Origin of the sequence: Asticcacaulis machinosus, assembly GCF_028550435.1 — a bacterium.
GTDB classification, from domain to species: domain Bacteria; phylum Pseudomonadota; class Alphaproteobacteria; order Caulobacterales; family Caulobacteraceae; genus Asticcacaulis; species Asticcacaulis machinosus.
In genome coordinates this window covers 1407020-1423855 of the sequence record NZ_JAQQKV010000001.1, presented here as the reverse complement: position 1 = coordinate 1423855, position 16836 = coordinate 1407020, and the positions used below count along the sequence as shown (strand labels likewise).

The following is a 16836-nucleotide window of genomic DNA, read 5'->3' as shown; positions in this document are numbered from 1 at the left end:
CACACAGCGCTCAGGTGGGCAATCTGTTGGCTTGATGTGGTAAGATTGTCATTACCGGTAAGCATTCAGCATACATCACGTTGTAACTATCCTGAAGCTCATGGTGATGCTGTGGCCGTGGTTGCGAGGGACTTCGATGGTCAATCCATCCGATGTGTGCTTCCATTTGGGCTGACGGTCACGGCCAAGCAGATGGACAGACTTCACCTTGTCAGTCCCGTCGTCCGCAAGGCTTCGGATCGTAAGTCTGGTGCCTGCCTCAGGCACCACAAGGCAGAAGGCATAGACGGCCCCATCGCGTCCCTGCGTAAAACGGAAATCCCTCTGGTCGAAGGACACCGAATGCTGACGTACGCCCAGGGCGCCTTTGCGCGCGACCTTGAGTTTCCCATCAATCATCTCACCTTCGCCGAGCACGCGCCAGGCCGAGCTTCCATAAATCCCTTCGCCGTTGAGCGCCATCCACTCTCCGACTTCGCTCAGCAGGGAGAGACACTCGGGGTCCAGTGAACCATCGGGACGCATCGGAATACACACAGCCGATGCGCCATCTCTTGATGCCGTCTCCAGCACATAACGAATGACAGAGCTGGCTTCATAAATAAAGCCCGGCCCGTAGAACCAGTCGCCGATCGGCACTTCACCGATCCACGGCTGTTCGCGCTTGATCCCTTCGGGAAAGCCGCCCTCTTCGGTCGTGACCAAGCCCTTGGTCGGCTTTTTGAATTTAATGACGCTGAACGTGTCGACCGTGTTTCGCCGGGCCTTCGTGCGATTGTAATAGTGGGCAATCACGCGGCTGGCGGCATCGTTCTTGGCGCCGGTGCCGCTCTTTTCACCGGTGTAGGGGTTCTGTGAGTCCCCATCGGTATAGATGAAGTCGGGATCGTAATTCTCGATGACATCCATGATGCGGTACGCCCACCATGTAGCGTACCATTCCGCGTATTTCTCATGGTTCTGGAATATACCGCGCGCCGGTGCCCAGCGCGTATCCAGCCCCCGATATTCGCGCAGGTTCACCGTATAAAGCATCCGGGGATCAAGGCCCTCCCACCATGTGCCCTTGCCATCAGCCTCTGTGAGATGGCCGTCATAAGGAACACCCGCTTTCGGGCCGGTTGTGTCGGCCCCAAACGCCGTCTGCCACCACCACCAGGTATATTCATGGTGAAAGGTGACGCCGTACTTGAGCCCGGCCTGACGCGCCGCAGTCACCCATTCGCCCAACAGATCGCGTTTAGGGCCAATGTTTACAGAGTTCCATTTCTGGTACTTGGAATCCCAGTTGTCGTAATTATCATGGTGCACGCCCTGAACGAGCAGGAATTTGGCACCGGCTTTCTTATAGAGGTCGACAAGCGTATCCGGATGCAGGTTGGTCGGGTTCCAGTCCTTGAGGATATCCTTGTAGCCGACTTCGCTAGGGTGGCCGAAATTGCGAACATGGTTGTCGTAAGCCTTATTGCCCCAACGCCCCGTGGGATCATACATATACTTGGCGTACCAGTCGCCGGAATTACCGGCAGCCTGAGGACCGAAATGTACCCAGATGCCGAACTTCGCTTCTCTCAGCCATTCTGTCCCCTTGTCCGGATAGGCCTTCTCAATCTCGGGCCAGCTTGAACCAAACGGCCCGTCGGCGATCGGGAAGGAGAGTTTGGTCTCGGCCCATTCGCTGGGGTCGGCCATATCGACCGACTCTTCGGGGCGGGCGGGTGCGAGGTCGGGCATGGGCGGCAGTTCGGGCAATCGGAACGGCGTGGCCGCAAAACCCGGAGCGCTGTGCAGAATGCCATTCAGGGTCACGGCCAACGCGCTTGAACCGGCCAGGAGTTGTCGTCTGGATATTGCGGTCATTGAAACGTCTCTTCCTCAAATCACCCCGAAGATTTTCAGAGCCAGTCCAAAGTCGTGGCTGGCGGCGGGCGGCACATCAATCACCAGCCCCGCGTCACTTTGACGGAAGGTCAGGGGGGCGGGGTGGCCTGCAGCTTCGACGCGCTTAACCCGGCGCTGTTCTCGCGCACTCAACGATTTGATGGTCACGGAACCGGCGGGCCTTCCCAGAGGAATGGCATAGAGCGCCTTATCTTTGGTCGTGAAACGGATGTCTTCGCTGGTGAAGGACTTCTGGTCGCGCTCGCCGAACATGCCGGTGCCGACCTGAGTGGGGCCTTCGCCGAACACCCGCCACGGCCGCGTGCCGTAGATGGCGTCTCCAAAGCGCGCCATCCAGCCGGCAATCTCTTCGACAATGCGACGTTCCTCAGAATCTATAGAGCCATCGGCCCGCACCGGCACGCTCAGCAGCAGATTGCCGTTCTTTGAGACGATATCGCACAGGCGGTGGATGACATCGGCGGCAGGCAGGTATTTTTTCTCGGTATAAAGCCGCCGGTTATAGTGCCACTGCCCGATGCAGGTACAGGTCTGCCAAGGCCGCTCATCAATTTGTGATTTTGAACCGCGCTCGACATCCGCCACCACGCCGCCATTGAACGGGCCATGCGGTTTGATGTTCACGACCGCGTCGACCTTGCCGTTGTTCCACTGGGCAGAGGCATTGTAATAGTGCGCCGTGATATCGAGGCCGACCTGCCCCAGCGGCAGATCGAAATTATCAAAATAGACCATGTCAGGCTTATAGCTGTCGATCAGATCCTTGCAGCGCAGATACCACTGGCGCACAAAGGCCGGGCTGTTGAGCGGCGGCTTTTCGTCCCAGACCCGGTCGTTCAGTTCATGCCAGGCATTGGCGGCGGTGATGGTGTCGAAACCCGCGGGCAAGGCCATAACCGGATCGCCGTAAAACGATTTGGGATCAAGCCCTTCCCACCACTTGCCTTTGCCATCCAGCGCATTGAGCTTATAGGCGTCATAGCGCTCACCCCGGCGCGGGCCTTCGGGGTCATAGCCATAGGCCGTCTGAAACCAGTGCCAGGCATGGGCGGAGTGGTTGGAAACCCCAAAGCGCAGGCCGCGCGCCCTGGCGGCCTTTTCCCAGATACCGATGATGTCCTTCTTCGGGCCAATGCGGGTCGAGTTCCAGTCGTGGAACTTTGAATCGTACATATCGAAATTGTCGTGGTGATTGGCCATAGCCATGAAATATTTGGCCCCGGCCTTGGTATAGAGATCAAGCAGATCATCGGGGTTCCAATGCTCGGCTTCCCACTTAGGCAGCAGATCCATGAAGCCGGTGTCGGCGGGATGACCATAGGTATCGACGAAGTGCTTATATGACCCGCTGCCCTGCATATACATGTTGCGCGCATACCAGTCGCCCGCTTCGGGCACGCACTGCGGCCCCCAGTGCGCCCAGATGCCGAACTTGGCATCCCGGAACCAGTCCGGGGTCTGGTAATCGGTTTCAAAGGATTTCCAGTTCGGCTTGAACTTGCCCTCAGCAATCGTATCGAAGCCGGGTTCAGCCAGTTCCACCGCCTGAGCGGGCAGGGCCGAGGCCAATCCGAGGCCGGTGGCACTGCGCAGAAGATCACGTTTGGTATAGGACATGGGCATCGCCTCGCTGATGTTATTTTAATTGACGGTTTCGATGATCGCCGGGTGTTACAACTCGGCTATGGCTTTTAGTACCGAGCCCTGATGGGCGATCAGGTCGGGGATGACCTGCGGCAGATCAAACAGGGCAAAGCTGTGGGTTTTCAAGGCATCGGTCGGTATATGACCCTGCCGGATGGCACTGATGACCCGCGCGAAGTCCTCTGAGGTGGCGTTACGGCTGCCGATCAACTGCATCTCACGCTTATGGAACTCCGGGTCGGCAAAGCTGATGGTGTCCTTGACGACGCTGACCAGCACATAGCGCCCGCCGTGCGCCACGTAAGCGAAGCCTTTCTCAATAGCTCTGGCGCTGCCGGTACAGTCAAAGACGATATCGAAAAATTCGCCGTCAGTGCGGTCGCTCAGATAGGTGTCGACATGCGCATCAACCACGGCCGTGTGGGCTATGCCGATCCGCTCGCGCGCGTAGGTCAGGCGCTCAGAACTGGTATCGATCAGGGTGACATCGGCTCCGGACATGGCGGCAAACAGAGCTGTACCCACCCCAATCGGCCCGGCCCCGACGATCAGCGCGCGGTCTGCGACCCTGGCATTGCCGCGCCGGACGGCATGGGCACCGACGGCCAGAAACTCAACCATTGCGGCCTGATCCGGGGTCAAGCCCTCAACGGCGATGACGGCACTTTCCGGCACGGACACAAACTCAGTCATGCCGCCGTCGATGTGCACACCTAAGACCCGGATATCGACGCAGCAGTTGGGTTTGCCCTTACGGCAGGCAATGCAGCGGCCACAGGGCAGGTACGGATTGACGGTGACCAGATCGCCTTCTCGGAAGGCTGAGCCCGCGTCGGTTTCCGCCACAGTGCCAGCCAGTTCATGGCCCATGACGCGCGGATAGGCGAGGAACGGCTGATTGCCCGCAAAGATATGATAGTCGGTGCCGCACAGACCGACGCGGCCGATGCGGATCAGGACTTCGCCCGCGTGTCGTTCGGGGAGGGAACGCTCACCTATGCCCAGTGCGTGCGGGGCTTCACATATGACGGACTTCATGAGATCCTCTGAAAATCATATGTGATAGTTACTACCGCTTGTGAAAGTTGACAAGGGGCGTGATTATACCGTTTCTGACACGGCTCACACACGAGGATCAGGAATGATTACGATGGCAAACGGTTGCCCAGCTTGCCAGATATGGCGCGGGCACAGGCCCCCAGCCGCAGGCGGGCTTCGTCGCGGTTGATGATCTGCGTGCCGTCGATGACCTCAAGAAACGGCACGGTAAGGGCGGCTGAGACGGCGCCATCAAAGCCAAATATCGGATAGCTCATGTCGGTGACGCCGCGGGTCCTGGCGCTCGGCATCTGCTCATAACCCTGCCGCCTGACCTTATCGAGGCGGGCGTTGAGGGCTGCGTGGTCGTGGGGGGCGCCGTCCCATCCTTTAAGTGCGTCCGTACGTTGGGTCGCATCGGCAAAGGCCAGCAGCACATGGCCGGAACAGCTTTGTGGCAAGGGGATGTCCGACCCCAGACGCACGACCATGCCGGTGGGGCCCGGTGTTTCCTGACGTAAGACCACAAGCCCGCGCACGCCGGTATTGATGACCAGATGGCAGGACTGATCGATCTCATCGGCCAGATCGTGCATGAGGGGGGCGGCCACCGAGGTCAGTTCCTGCGCCGGTGTCGCGCGAAAGGCCAGTTCCAGCACCTTGTACGTCACTGTCACCTTATCGGTCTTGGGGTCGCGAAACACCCAGCCGCGCCGTTGCATCACCACGATCACCCGGAAGATTTCGCTGATAGAGCGCAGTTTTAACCGGGCCGCGATCTCCGAAATCGTCAGGCCCTGCGGTTCTGTTGCCAGCAGTTCAATGACGTTGAATCCCTTTTCCAGCGCGGGGGCGGCATAGGTGCTGATCGACGGCTGCGGGCGGGTTTTGGATTCGGATCTGGGCATGATCCCATGACTATGCCGTTGTCAGATTATTGGCAAGACGCGCCCGCCTATATCGGCAAAAGGGTTTCGCAGGAGATCACTCCATTGAAAAAATCTTTTTCAAGCACAATAGTGCAATATCTTGCAATAGTGCTGCTAATGGTATTAACTTTCATATGGGAAACAAAGCTGCGGCAACAGATCCACAAAGTCCGCGCCCATTGCAGGAGGCAACCCATGTCCGAACTCAATCGTCGCCACCTGATGACCAGCGTGGCCGCGGTCAGTGCAGGGGCGGTCATGGCCCCGCTGGCGTCCGCGCAGCCGGTGGCAGCACTGCCGGACAAAGGTGATCTGCGGCTGTGGTATGATCGCCCGGCCGATGAATGGGTGAAGGCGCTGCCGGTCGGGAATGGCCGTCTGGGCGGCATGGTGTTCGGGGGCGTGGCCTTTGAGCGCATTCAGCTCAATGAGGATACCTTCTTTGCGGGCGGGCCTTACAATCCGACCAACCCAAGGTCAAAAGACGGCCTGCCGCAGGTTCAGAAACTGGTCTTTGAAGGCAAGTATGCTGAGGCTGAAAAACTGGCCAATGATACCCTGATCAGTACGCCCAATAAACAGATGGCCTATCAGCCGATCGGTGATCTGATCCTGTTGTTTCCGGGACTTGATAACACCTCACGCTATGAGCGCAGCCTCGATCTTGAGGCGGGCATGGTCGCGACGGAATTTAATACGGGTTCGACCCGTCATCGTCGCGAAGTGTTTGTCTCCGCCGTCGATCAGGTCATGGTGGTGCGCTTGTCGGGTGATAAGGGCAAGGCGGTCACGGTGGATATCGGCCTGTCCAGCCCGCAAAAATCCGAGATTGAAACGTTGGGGAATACGATCATCATCCGCGGCGTCAGTCCGACCCAGCAGGGCGTTGAAGGCAAATTGCCTTTTGAGGTGCGCGCGCAGGTCATCTCTCCCACCGGCACACTGACGGCACGTGAAGGCGGCGTCTATGTCACGGGGGCAGAGGATGTGGTCATTCTGATCACGGCGGCCACGGGCTATCGCCGCTATAATGATATTTCGGGTGACCCTGCCGCGTTTAACGCAGGCGTTCTGGCCAAGGCCTCGCGCAAGGGCTATGCCGCCATCAGAGACGATTACCTCAAGGATTACAAAACGCTGTTTGAGCGGGTCAGCCTCGATCTGGGGCAGGGGGAAAACGCCAAACTGCCGACCGATCAGCGCATTGCCCGCTTTGGCGAAGGCAAGGACCCCGGATTATCGGCGCTTTATCTGCAGTACGGGCGCTATCTTTTGATGTCGTCGTCGCGCGGGTCGCGTCAACCGGCCAACCTGCAAGGTATCTGGAACGATAAGCTCAATCCATCCTGGCAGTCCAAATGGACGCTCAACATCAATGCCCAGATGAACTACTGGCCCGCCGAGGTCTGTAACCTGAGCGAGATGATGGACCCGCTGGTGTGCATGGTCGAAGACCTCAGCGAAACCGGCGCCAAACTGGCCAGGGACATGTACGGCGCGCCGGGTTGGGTCATTTTCAACAATACCGATGTCTGGCGCGTCGCTTCGCCGCCGGACGGTGCGGTGTGGGCCCTGTGGCCGATGGGCGGGCCGTGGCTGCTGCAGAACCTGTGGGAGACGTGGCTTTATAATGGCGATACCGCCTATCTGAAGCGCATCTATCCGCTGATGAAGGGGGCCGCCGCGTTCTATCTGGCGACCCTGATCAAAGACCCGAACACCGGCTACATGGTCACCAATCCGTCCAATTCTCCGGAAAATCGCCACCCGATGGGCTCATCGCTCAGTGCGGGGCCGGCGATGGACAATCAGTTGCTGCGCGACCTGTTTGCCCATGTGGCACAATCGGCTAAGGTGCTGAAAACCGATGCGGCCTTTGCCAAAGCGTGCCTTACCATGCGGGCCAAACTGCCGCCGGAAAAGATCGGTAAGGCCGGTCAGTTGCAGGAATGGCAGGCCGACTGGGACATGGACGCGCCCGATATTCATCACCGCCATGTCTCGCACCTTTATGCCCTGCATCCGTCCGATCAGATCACGGTCGAAGCTGCGCCCGCACTGGCCGCCGCGGCGCGTAAATCGCTGGAAATCAGAGGCGATGACGCCACCGGTTGGGGGATTGGCTGGCGCATCAATCTGTGGGCGCGCCTGAAGGACGGCGACCGCGCCTATAGTGTGGTTGAGCGCCTGCTGCATCCGCGCCGGTCATACCCGAACCTGTTTGACGCCCACCCGCCGTTCCAGATTGACGGCAACTTTGGCGGAGCGGCGGGGATAGCCGAAATGCTGCTGCAAACCCACGGCAACCGGATTGAGCTATTGCCCGCCCTGCCGTCAGCCTGGCCGCAGGGGCGCTTTACCGGACTGAAAGCCAGGGGCGGTTTTGAGGTGGCCCTGTCATGGCGCGACCGGTCGGTGACCGAGGTGAGCCTTACCGCTAAAAAAGCCGGAAAAACCCGCGTGGTATGGGGGGCATCCTCGCTGGCGGTATCCCTCAAATCCGGCGAAACGATCCGTCTTACGGGGCGAGAGGGGCGGCTGTACCGCGCCTGAATCATTTCTCGACATCTGATTCTTTGCGGGCCGCCTTCATATCTGCGATATGAAGCGCTATAAGGCCGCGCAAAGGTCTTAGTCAGTCTCGTTTTCCGTCGTTGAAATCCAGTAAAAATGAATAGAACCCAGTCGCATAAATTTGCCGTTGCCCCGCTCATGGACTGGACGGACCGGCATTGCCGTGCCTTTCACCGCGCCCTGACCAAGGAGGCGCTGCTCTATACTGAGATGGTGACGTCGCGGGCGATCATCCACGGCGACCGCGAAAAACTGCTGGGCTATTCACCGGTTGAGCATCCGGTCGCGCTGCAAATTGGTGGATCGGAACCGGATGAACTGGCGGCGTGTGCGAAGATCGCGCAGGACTGGGGCTATGATGAGGTCAATCTCAATTGCGGCTGCCCGTCCGAGCGGGTGCAGTCAGGCTCGTTCGGCGCCTGCCTGATGCGCGAGCCGCAGCTTGTGGCCGACTGTATGCAGGCGATGGCAGAGGCTGTGACCCTGCCCGTCACCGTCAAATGCCGCATCGGCGTCGATGATCAGGACGAGGAAGCCGCCCTGTTTGCGCTTATTGAGGCCTGCGCCAAGGCCGGGGTGAACACCTTTATCGTCCATGCGCGCAAAGCGTGGTTAAAAGGCCTGTCGCCCAAGGAAAACCGCGACATCCCGCCGCTGAATTATCCGCTGGTCTATGCTCTGAAACGCGCCCATCCGGAGCTGAACATCGTCATCAATGGCGGCATCACCAGCTTTGAGGCGATCGATGAGCACCTGATGCACGTTGATGGGGTGATGCTGGGCCGCACCGCCTATCAGGAACCGGCCTTTCTGGGTCAGGTCGATCGGCGTTTGTTTGGCGCAGGCGGCGACATCGGCCCGTTTGAGGCGCTTGAGGCCTACCGGCCCTATATGCAGGCGCAACTGGAGGCGGGCGTCAGCCTGCCCGCCATGACGCGCCACATGCTGGGGATCATGCACGGCCTGCCCGGCGCGCGCGCTTTCCGGCGGATTATGACGGTGGAATCTATCCGCGACGGCGCCGGTATTGAGGTGCTGGATATGGCCATCGCCGCCGTCCATGACGCTATGTCCGCCGCCCACGCCCGCCGCGAAGCCTATGCGACTGTTCAGAAGGTCATAACGGGATTGCCGACATGACAACACTTGTTATCGGTTCTGCGGAACAGGCCGATCTGCCGGGACTGCTGGACTTATACCGTTATCTTGACGCGCAGGACACTCGCTGTCCGTCCGATAAAGCCATTGGCGTCTTAGAACAGTTTCTCCGCTACAATGGTAGCAACATATTAATTGGCTGCCTTGACGCTAAATTGGTGGCAAGTTGCACCCTCATAGTCATCCCAAATCTAACCCGTGGCGGTACCCCTTATGCGCTGATTGAGAACGTGGTCACTCACGCCGACTATCGTAATCGAGGCTATGGAAAAGCCATTTTAGCTGCAGCGGTGGATCGCGCATGGACACAAGGGTGCTATAAGGTGATGCTTATGACCGGCTCCAAACAGCCCTCAACTCTCGCCTTTTACGAAGCTGCTGGATTTGAGCCGTCGAAAACGGGCTTTCAGGTACGGCGGATACCTGTAAGATCCGAGTAGGTAAGGTCATTAGATATCTTCCAACTCCGTGACGGAGGGGGAATGCGCCGCCCTCAATGCCTGAGCGGCGTTTGGAAGTAACGCCTCAAAAGTCTGTGCGTTGGTAGTGCCTCAGCCGTCCCCCTCCGTCGCGGACTTCGCCGCGCCACCTCCCCATTGCTGCGCAACAGGGAGGAGAAAGCACAGGGAGGAGAAGGGGTTATACCCCCGCCTTGCGCAGGGCGGCGACCTCGGCCTCCAGTTCGGCAATGCGGTTGCGCATAGGGGCGGTGGCGGTCTCGATCTCTGAGGCGGTGAAGCGGGGCGTGATATGCTGCGGGCAGTTCCAGTCAAAGGCCTCCAGCCTCAGCACAATCCCGCGTTCGGCCACCCCGCGATAGCCCGGCGTGGCCAGCTTTTCGGCCAGGTCTGGCTCGGCCTTAAGATCATGCACCGACGCATGGGCCAGCACCTTAAGGCGGGCCTGATGGGGATAGTCCATCAGAAACAGCGACACGCGGTCATCGGCGCTGACATTACCCAGGCTGATATACTGGCGATTGCCGCGAAAATCCGCAAACCCAAGGTGGGTGTCATCCAGCACCTTTAGAAAGCCTGCCGGTCCGCCGCGATGCTGAACATAGGGCCATCCGTTCTCTGACACGCTGGCCATGTAAAAGCTGTCGCGCTGGGCGATAAAGGCGGCCTCGGCTGGCGTAAAGCGGTCTGAGGGGCGGTCATGATTGCGCTCCCACAGGCTTGCCGCCCCGTTGGCACCTTGCGCGGCCTTGACCGCAGGCGTGATCAGGCGATCCAGATAATCGTAACCCACGCAGGCCTCCTTTGCGGTTGTGGTGAACATATAACGCCTTCGCGGCCTGACAATCCAGCGCCACTTATCCCCGCTGTGCCCGTTTGCCCCATGCTTACGGGATGACTCCTGACGCGCCCGCAACCGAACGCTATACGCCCGAAGACCGGCGGGCGCGGCTGCGCGCCTTTGCCGACCGGATGCTGGATCAGTTGGAGGATCTGCCGCCGCCGGAAGATGTGGCCGAGATGGAGCGCACCGTACGCGTGGGGCTGCTGATCGAGCGGTTATATGCCCGTGTTGATGCGGCTGAACGCAAAGCGCCGCCGCGTGAGCGCACAGACGAGGAAATTGCTGAGTGCCGCCACGAGAACGAACTTCATTACCAGCAGTTTCTGGCGCGCTGGGGTCTGGCTAAACCGAAGCCAGAGCCAGAGCCAGAGCCAGAGCCTGCGTCACCTACAGACTGGGTTGATGAGTTTGAAGGCTATGGCTTTGAGGATGATGGTCTGGACGATGACGCCAGTGAGATTGCGTCCGAGACTGTAAGTGCGCCTGTGGTGCCTGAGTTGGACGGCAGGGATGCCTTTAAGGCCGCTTATCGGCCTCAGTCTGTGCCGGACAGCAGCTAAGGCTAAGAAGCCCCCCACCGTCACGCCTTTGGCGCGCCACCTCCCCCGACACGTCGGGGGAGTATAAGAAAAAGTTACACTTATACCTCCCCATTTTAATGGGGAGGGGGACCGTCCGGCGGAGCCGGATGGTGGTGGGGGCTCTTTACTTAAAAAATCGGAAAAAGCCGTCAGCCTCCCCGTCCTCGATCGGGAGGGCGCACCCGCATGGGTTACGGCTTCAAAATAAGCGCCGTGCGGGTGGCTTCAAAGCCCGACAGGCGGCCGAGATAGCTCATGCCCAGCAGGGATGTGCTCAGGCCCTCACGGATGACGATGGCGTCGACATCGCGCACTTCGGTCTGGCCGATATGGACGGAGCGCAGTTTGACGACGGCGGCGGCGGTCTGGCCCATCGCGGTCGTGACCTGACGGTCGTATCTCAGCTCATCGGCATCGACGCCCAGACGCAGGGCGTCGGACGGGGTGAGGGCGACAATGGTGGCGCCGGTATCGACCAGAAATTTCACGGAGGCGTCATTGACGCGGGCTTCGGCCCAGTAGTGGCCGTCCTGAGACTTTGGGATCGAGGTCGTGCTGCCACTGTTGGCGGGCGGGGACGGGATCGTCTGAACCGGCATGACCTCGGCTTTTACGGATTGCGCCGAGAGATTATCATCCAGCGCCATAACCGTGTGGCCCGTAAACAAAGCGCAGGCGACGGCGCATGTAAGTATAACAGCTGACTTCAACATAGGATTTGATCCCAACCAACCATCTGTGGCGGCGCTTTTTACGCCTTGGGGATCAGTCTAACCGAAGATGGTTTTTATAGAGTGAATCGGGATGTGGGATTTTTCGGATGCTGTATTTTCGTTTTTGTAAAATTTGACTATCATAAATTTTGTTATAAAACAATATATTATATATTTTTACGAAAAATATATGCTCAGGGTTCGGATTAATTCTTGCGTTTGGTAAATTCTGTGTCACCATATGTGGGTGACGCGACGACGACTGAGAGGGTGAAAACCCCTGCGAGCCGCGACGCGTCTCTTTGTCCATTTGTTATGTTTGTTGGAAAAGGAGACGCAAATTGAAGGACAACGACAAAAACATGCAACACGCCCTGAATTCATTCGCATTTTTGGGCGGCATCCTGGTCAATAACCGGCCGAAATCATCGGGCGCAGGCAGTCGTCCTCAGGACTATAAACCGACAGGTAAGAAGTAGTTCCTGAGTTGACCTAAATAAAGCGCTGCGCTCAAGGAACGAACTGGGCCGCCATTGCGGTGTTAGCGCAAATAAAAAAGCCTCTGCGTTATTCACGCAGAGGCTTTCTCTTTTATTATTATTCAGGCTTAGTTCGAAGCGAGCTTCACGCCAGCCTTACCCGAAGCGTCGGCCAGGTTCGGCGACAGCTTGCGCAGCTTGATTTCCGAAACGGCGCCACCGGCAACCTTGGCCGAACCTTCGACCCAGTACAGGCCATCGGCGCCGAGGAAGTTATACTTATAGTCAACGATGGTGGTGCCGGCGCGGACTTCGCAGGTGTTCAGGGTCACCATCTGCTTGCCGGTGACGGGAACGGCCTTGGAGACTTCGGTTTTCGCGGCGGCGGCTACGGCCTTACCGGCGACGCCTTCCTGGGCTTCATCGCACTCGGCGAAGGCTTGGGCCGACAGGGCGCTGACAGCAAAGGCGGTGGCGATGAAAAGGGACTTGCGCATGTAAAGATCACTCATTCTGAATGGGGTACGGAGAAGGCCAATATATAAGAGCACAGTTAAAGCGACGTAAAAGAAACGGATCAAAACAACAAAAAAACGGAGAAGTAAGCACTTCTCCGTTCTCTTTGCGTTACATGGTGTAACTATAGTCGTGATTTTTAGTATTTATAGTTAAGCCGCAGTTAATTCACTTAAGAAGCGGCGGATGTTCTCGCTCATCGCCTGAGTGCGGTCAGTCAACTGACGGGCGGCGCCCAGCATCTCAGTCGAGGCCTTTTCAGTGTCTGCGGCTGAGGCTGACAGTTGCTCGACCGAAGACGAGGCGGTCGTGGTGCCGTCAGAGGCTTCGTTGACGTTGCGGGCGATTTCGTTGGTGGCGTCGCCTTGCTGATGTACCGAGTCGGCGATCGAGGCGGCGATCTCGTTCATGTGCTTGATGGTTTCACCGATGCCGCGGATGGCGTTGACGCCGTTCTGGGCAGCACCCTGAATGTCCTTGATACGATCGCGGATTTCATCGGTCGCCTTGGCGGTTTGCTGGGCCAGAGACTTCACTTCTGAGGCCACAACCGCAAAGCCCTTACCGGCTTCACCGGCGCGGGCCGACTCGATGGTGGCGTTCAGGGCCAGCAGGTTGGTTTGCTGGGCGATGGCGTTAATCAGGTCGACCACTTCGCCGATCTGGTCAGCGGCGCGGCTCAGTTCGGCCATGCTGTCGTTGGTGCGGTCGGCTTCAGACACGGCCTCAGCAGCGATCTCCACCGAGCGGACGGCCTGATCACCAATGACGCCGATCGAGGCGGAAAGCTCAGTCGTGGCCGAGGCGACGTTCTGAACGTTATCGGCCGAGTTGCGGATCGAATAGACGGCGGATTGCGAGCGGCGCTCATTTTCCTGAGCGATGGTCAGCAGGGTGCGACCGTTGGCATCAAGGTCAGACGCGGCGGAACCCAGCGCATCCAGCATATCCTGAGCTTCGTGACGGAAGCGTTCGGCCAGCTCGGACATCTGACGGGCGCGCTCTTCGCGGGTCTTGGCCGTGGCGGCTTCGATAGCCATCAGGCGCTCTTTTTCCTCGGCGTTCGATTTGAACACGTTCAGGCTTTCGACCACCGACTTCAATTCGTCGCGGCGGGCCAGGGCGCTGATGTCAACGCCCAGATTGCCGTTGGCCAGTTCTTCGGTTGTCTTGGCGATGCGGTTGATGCCGGCGACCGTGGTGCGCGAGAACAGATAGGCGATGGTGCAGGAGGCGGCGGCCATGATGACGGCGAAGATGGTCAGAAGGCCGATAGCCGAATTCTGGGTTTGCTGAGCCTTGGTGCCGTCGGCCTTGGCTGAGGCGACGCTGGCCTTGATCAGTTGGTCGCTGAGGTCCGACATCTTGGCGTAACCGGCATCGAACTGCTCAAGGAAACCGACGACCGAGGCGAAGTCCAATTCCATGACCTGACCGGCGAAATCCACGGCTTCTTTATAGGTCTTCACTTCCTTGGACAGTTCGCCCAGCAGTTTCTTCTGGGCCGGGTCGGTGACGGTGGCATCGACCTGCTTGATGTGGGTTTCGATCTTGCCAATGTCGGCGACGACCTCGGCGGATTTGGCGGCAGAGTTGGTGCCGACACCCGCGGCCTGAGCCGTCAGGATGCGGAAGAACTCGCCGTTGGCTTCGCGGATCTCAGCCTTGATCTCGCCCATCTCGACGGCTTGCGGCAGGCTTTTGTTATTGATGGCGTCAATGGCCTTGCTTTGCTGGTTCATGGTGTAGATCGCACCGCCCGCCAGAGCGGCGATCAGCGCGGTGGCCACGGCGGCCGGCGCCATGAACTTAAGCGTGAATGACCAGTTGGAAATATTGATGCCGCCGCCCTTGGTGCGGATCTTGGTTGGCTTCGTCATGAGTGGCCCCTTAATGCCTGCCGGGTTTCCCCCGGTCCAGTCCAGATTCATAAACAAGAAGCTGCCCCCCTGATATTCAAGAGCATCCTCCATCGCCTGTGATCCACGGGTCGGTGCGTGAGTACCGAATCAATCGGCCTCACGGCATGAGTCGCAGACCTCAAGCCTTGGGCGCAAACATGTCAGATTATAGTTGTCGAATTCCTAACAGGGTAAAGGAAGATGGTTACCGGGCGTGGCGTTAACCATATTTGGGGGGCGGCAATGCCCGTTGCGGCCGCAGTCAGGCCTCATCTGGCGCGATTAAGGTATTCATTGGTATGGCTTTGGTGTGAAAAAGGCCCTGCCGGAGGGCAGGGCCTTAAATTTTGAGCCATTAACGATTTCAGGCCGATTTTTAGTCTTAAGAGGCGTTGCCGGGGGCTGTTTTTTCAGGCGGGGCGGCCTTGGCGGGCTTGGTCAGGGTGCTGACCAGCTCATTTGCGGGCGTACCTTTGAGGGTATCGGTTACCTGCATGGCCCGAATTTCCGGGGCCTGCTGACGGTTCAGAACGGTCGTAACGTCATCGGCGGGCGCTTCGATCACAGCTTCGGTTTCGGGGGCCTTGACCAGTTGTGGAGCGGCTGACGGGCTGATGCCGCGGTTGTTACGCGCCATCTGGGAGCGGGCACCCTTGAACTGATAAAAGACGTGGCTGCCGACGGTGGCAATGCGATCCATGCGGCCTGACCATGACGGATTGACCTGAGTGGTGTGAAAATGGGTTGAGGTGCCGACGCTGGCCATCACCTGACCGGACAGGGCGTCAGAGGCGATCTTCTCGGCGCGCTTCCAGGCCCAGTTTTCAACGCGGCGGCCCAAAGCACCGTTACAGGTAAAGCTGAACTGGCAGCCGGTGCGGTGATAGGCGCCCTGATAGACCACATTACAGATGGTCTTGGGGAAGGCGGGGTGGCGGACGCGGTTCAGGATAACCTGAGCTACGGCGCGCTGACCGGCTTCGGTTTCGCCGCGGGCTTCGTGGTAGACGGCCTGAGTCAGGCAGTCCATATCGCTGCGGGAGCGGCCCTCAAGCGCAAAGGGGGCGGCCGCCTGAGAACGAGGCCGGCCCAGAAGGCCCTCTTTGCTAAGGCCCATCCCTAAGCTGGCCTGAACGATCTGAGCGTCATCTCCGCCCTGTTTGCGGGTGCGGATCTGACGCTGAGGGCGATGCGGATCGGCGCGTAAGGAGGACAGGTTTTGCGCCAGCAGGATCGACTGACGGTCGCGCAGGGCCTGAGACGGGCTGACGGCGGGATCGTAACGCATGGCAATGGCCATAGCGCTGCGGTCGATGGAGGCCTGATCGGTAGAGAGGGCGATTGGGTTATGTGTGGCCCGCACCGGTGCCACGGCTGACATATTCAGAAAGTGTTCGTCCGCGAAGCCGTTATCGGCAACGTCAAGCAGGCGCTCGGCCTGAAAGTGGACATTGGAGTTGCGTGACATGTGGCCGCCCAGCCAGGCAGCGCCCACGGCAGCGCCCAGCAGGAGACCGATCGATGACGCCGCCATCATAGCCCGCGCTTTGGTGCGGTCTTTGAGGTTCATCTTCGGAACACGCAGGTTGAGTTTCAAAACCAAAGGTTTCGAGTCCTATGTGACGAGAGCCTTTGAGGCTCCCCGGAAAAGGTGCGTAAAATTCAACTCGGCTTAAGCGTACTAACTTAAAGTCTGAACCTACGGCTTTTTGCCGCGCGGGCGCCCTGAAGCACTTGGCAGGGATAACAGGGCCACCGCGTTCGGAGGTGCGGTTAACATCACAAATGTGGCGGAAATGTGTTCGCCATGAATATGTTCTGAACTTAGCACAGTTCTGCCTCAAAACAATAGACTATAGCTACAGTTCATAAGGGGCGGATGTCATAGTTAATGCGATTTATATTGACATGATTTTGTAAGTACAAATTACTTTCGCTCTTCGTTTTGCCTGATTTTTATTGTTGGTCTGTTCTGTATTCGCTGATCGTTAGTCAATTTAATGGCCTGTTAATAAAGTTTTAAACGGGAGGGCGCTGCGATTTTTACCGTATTGAGCGATGCGGCTATCCACAGAGGGGGTAAATGGCCTTGATCTCTA

The 16836-nt window shown here is 58.5% G+C and carries 13 protein-coding genes; 4 read left to right on the top strand and 9 right to left on the bottom strand.

Going from position 1 to position 16836, the window contains the following annotated elements; genetic code table 11:
* Window positions 1-75: 75 nt before the first annotated feature.
* The 4 genes from PQU98_RS06620 to PQU98_RS06605 all read right to left on the bottom strand — a co-directional run bounded on the left by PQU98_RS06620 (window position 76) and on the right by PQU98_RS06605 (window position 5492).
* A complete protein-coding gene (locus tag PQU98_RS06620; RefSeq protein WP_272744114.1) occupies window positions 76-1860 on the bottom strand; it encodes an alpha-L-fucosidase in 1785 nt (594 codons plus the stop codon).
* Between the two features lie 15 nt (window positions 1861-1875).
* Window positions 1876-3519: an alpha-L-fucosidase gene (locus PQU98_RS06615; RefSeq protein ID WP_272744113.1), complete on the bottom strand. Its 1644-nt coding sequence runs from the start codon at window positions 3517-3519 to the stop codon at window positions 1876-1878.
* Window positions 3520-3573: 54 nt separating this feature from the next.
* On the bottom strand, window positions 3574-4584 hold the full coding sequence (locus tag PQU98_RS06610) for a zinc-binding alcohol dehydrogenase family protein (RefSeq protein ID WP_272744112.1): 1011 nt from the start codon (window positions 4582-4584) through the stop codon (window positions 3574-3576).
* Window positions 4585-4691: 107 nt separating this feature from the next.
* A complete protein-coding gene (locus PQU98_RS06605; protein ID WP_272744111.1) occupies window positions 4692-5492 on the bottom strand; it encodes an IclR family transcriptional regulator in 801 nt (266 codons plus the stop codon).
* A 216-nt stretch (window positions 5493-5708) separates the two neighbouring features.
* On the opposite strand from PQU98_RS06605, the gene PQU98_RS06600 reads away from it, so the two are divergent.
* The 3 genes from PQU98_RS06600 (at window position 5709) to PQU98_RS06590 (ending at window position 9685) form a co-directional block, all read left to right on the top strand.
* Complete coding sequence (locus PQU98_RS06600) at window positions 5709-8066, top strand: glycoside hydrolase family 95 protein (protein ID WP_272744110.1); 2358 nt, start codon at window positions 5709-5711, stop codon at window positions 8064-8066.
* Between the two features lie 117 nt (window positions 8067-8183).
* On the top strand, window positions 8184-9227 hold the full coding sequence (gene dusA, locus PQU98_RS06595) for a tRNA dihydrouridine(20/20a) synthase DusA (protein WP_272744109.1): 1044 nt from the start codon (window positions 8184-8186) through the stop codon (window positions 9225-9227).
* Complete coding sequence (locus PQU98_RS06590; protein ID WP_272744108.1) at window positions 9224-9685, top strand: GNAT family N-acetyltransferase; 462 nt, start codon at window positions 9224-9226, stop codon at window positions 9683-9685. The genes dusA and PQU98_RS06590 overlap by 4 nt, the downstream gene beginning before the upstream one ends.
* A 199-nt stretch (window positions 9686-9884) precedes the next feature.
* Here the strand turns inward: PQU98_RS06590 and PQU98_RS06585 are convergent, their stop codons facing one another.
* Window positions 9885-10496, bottom strand: coding sequence for a pyridoxamine 5'-phosphate oxidase family protein (locus PQU98_RS06585; RefSeq protein WP_272744107.1), 612 nt, complete (start codon window positions 10494-10496; stop codon window positions 9885-9887).
* A 101-nt stretch (window positions 10497-10597) separates the two neighbouring features.
* Between PQU98_RS06585 and PQU98_RS06580 the strand changes: the two genes are divergently transcribed.
* A complete protein-coding gene (locus PQU98_RS06580; protein WP_272744106.1) occupies window positions 10598-11107 on the top strand; it encodes a hypothetical protein in 510 nt (169 codons plus the stop codon).
* 212 nt (window positions 11108-11319) lie between these two features.
* Here PQU98_RS06580 and PQU98_RS06575 read toward each other — a convergent pair whose 3' ends face one another.
* From PQU98_RS06575 to PQU98_RS06560, 4 genes are all read right to left on the bottom strand, one after another.
* Window positions 11320-11841, bottom strand: coding sequence for a retropepsin-like aspartic protease family protein (locus tag PQU98_RS06575; RefSeq protein ID WP_272744105.1), 522 nt, complete (start codon window positions 11839-11841; stop codon window positions 11320-11322).
* A gap of 607 nt (window positions 11842-12448) precedes the next feature.
* A complete protein-coding gene (locus PQU98_RS06570) occupies window positions 12449-12817 on the bottom strand; it encodes a hypothetical protein (RefSeq protein ID WP_189485641.1) in 369 nt (122 codons plus the stop codon).
* Between the two features lie 171 nt (window positions 12818-12988).
* Window positions 12989-14716 (bottom strand): methyl-accepting chemotaxis protein, encoded by a 1728-nt coding sequence (locus PQU98_RS06565; RefSeq protein WP_272744104.1) that lies wholly within the window; start codon window positions 14714-14716, stop codon window positions 12989-12991.
* 403 nt (window positions 14717-15119) lie between these two features.
* Window positions 15120-16340: a cell wall hydrolase gene (locus tag PQU98_RS06560; RefSeq protein WP_272744103.1), complete on the bottom strand. Its 1221-nt coding sequence runs from the start codon at window positions 16338-16340 to the stop codon at window positions 15120-15122.
* Window positions 16341-16836 lie beyond the last annotated feature (496 nt).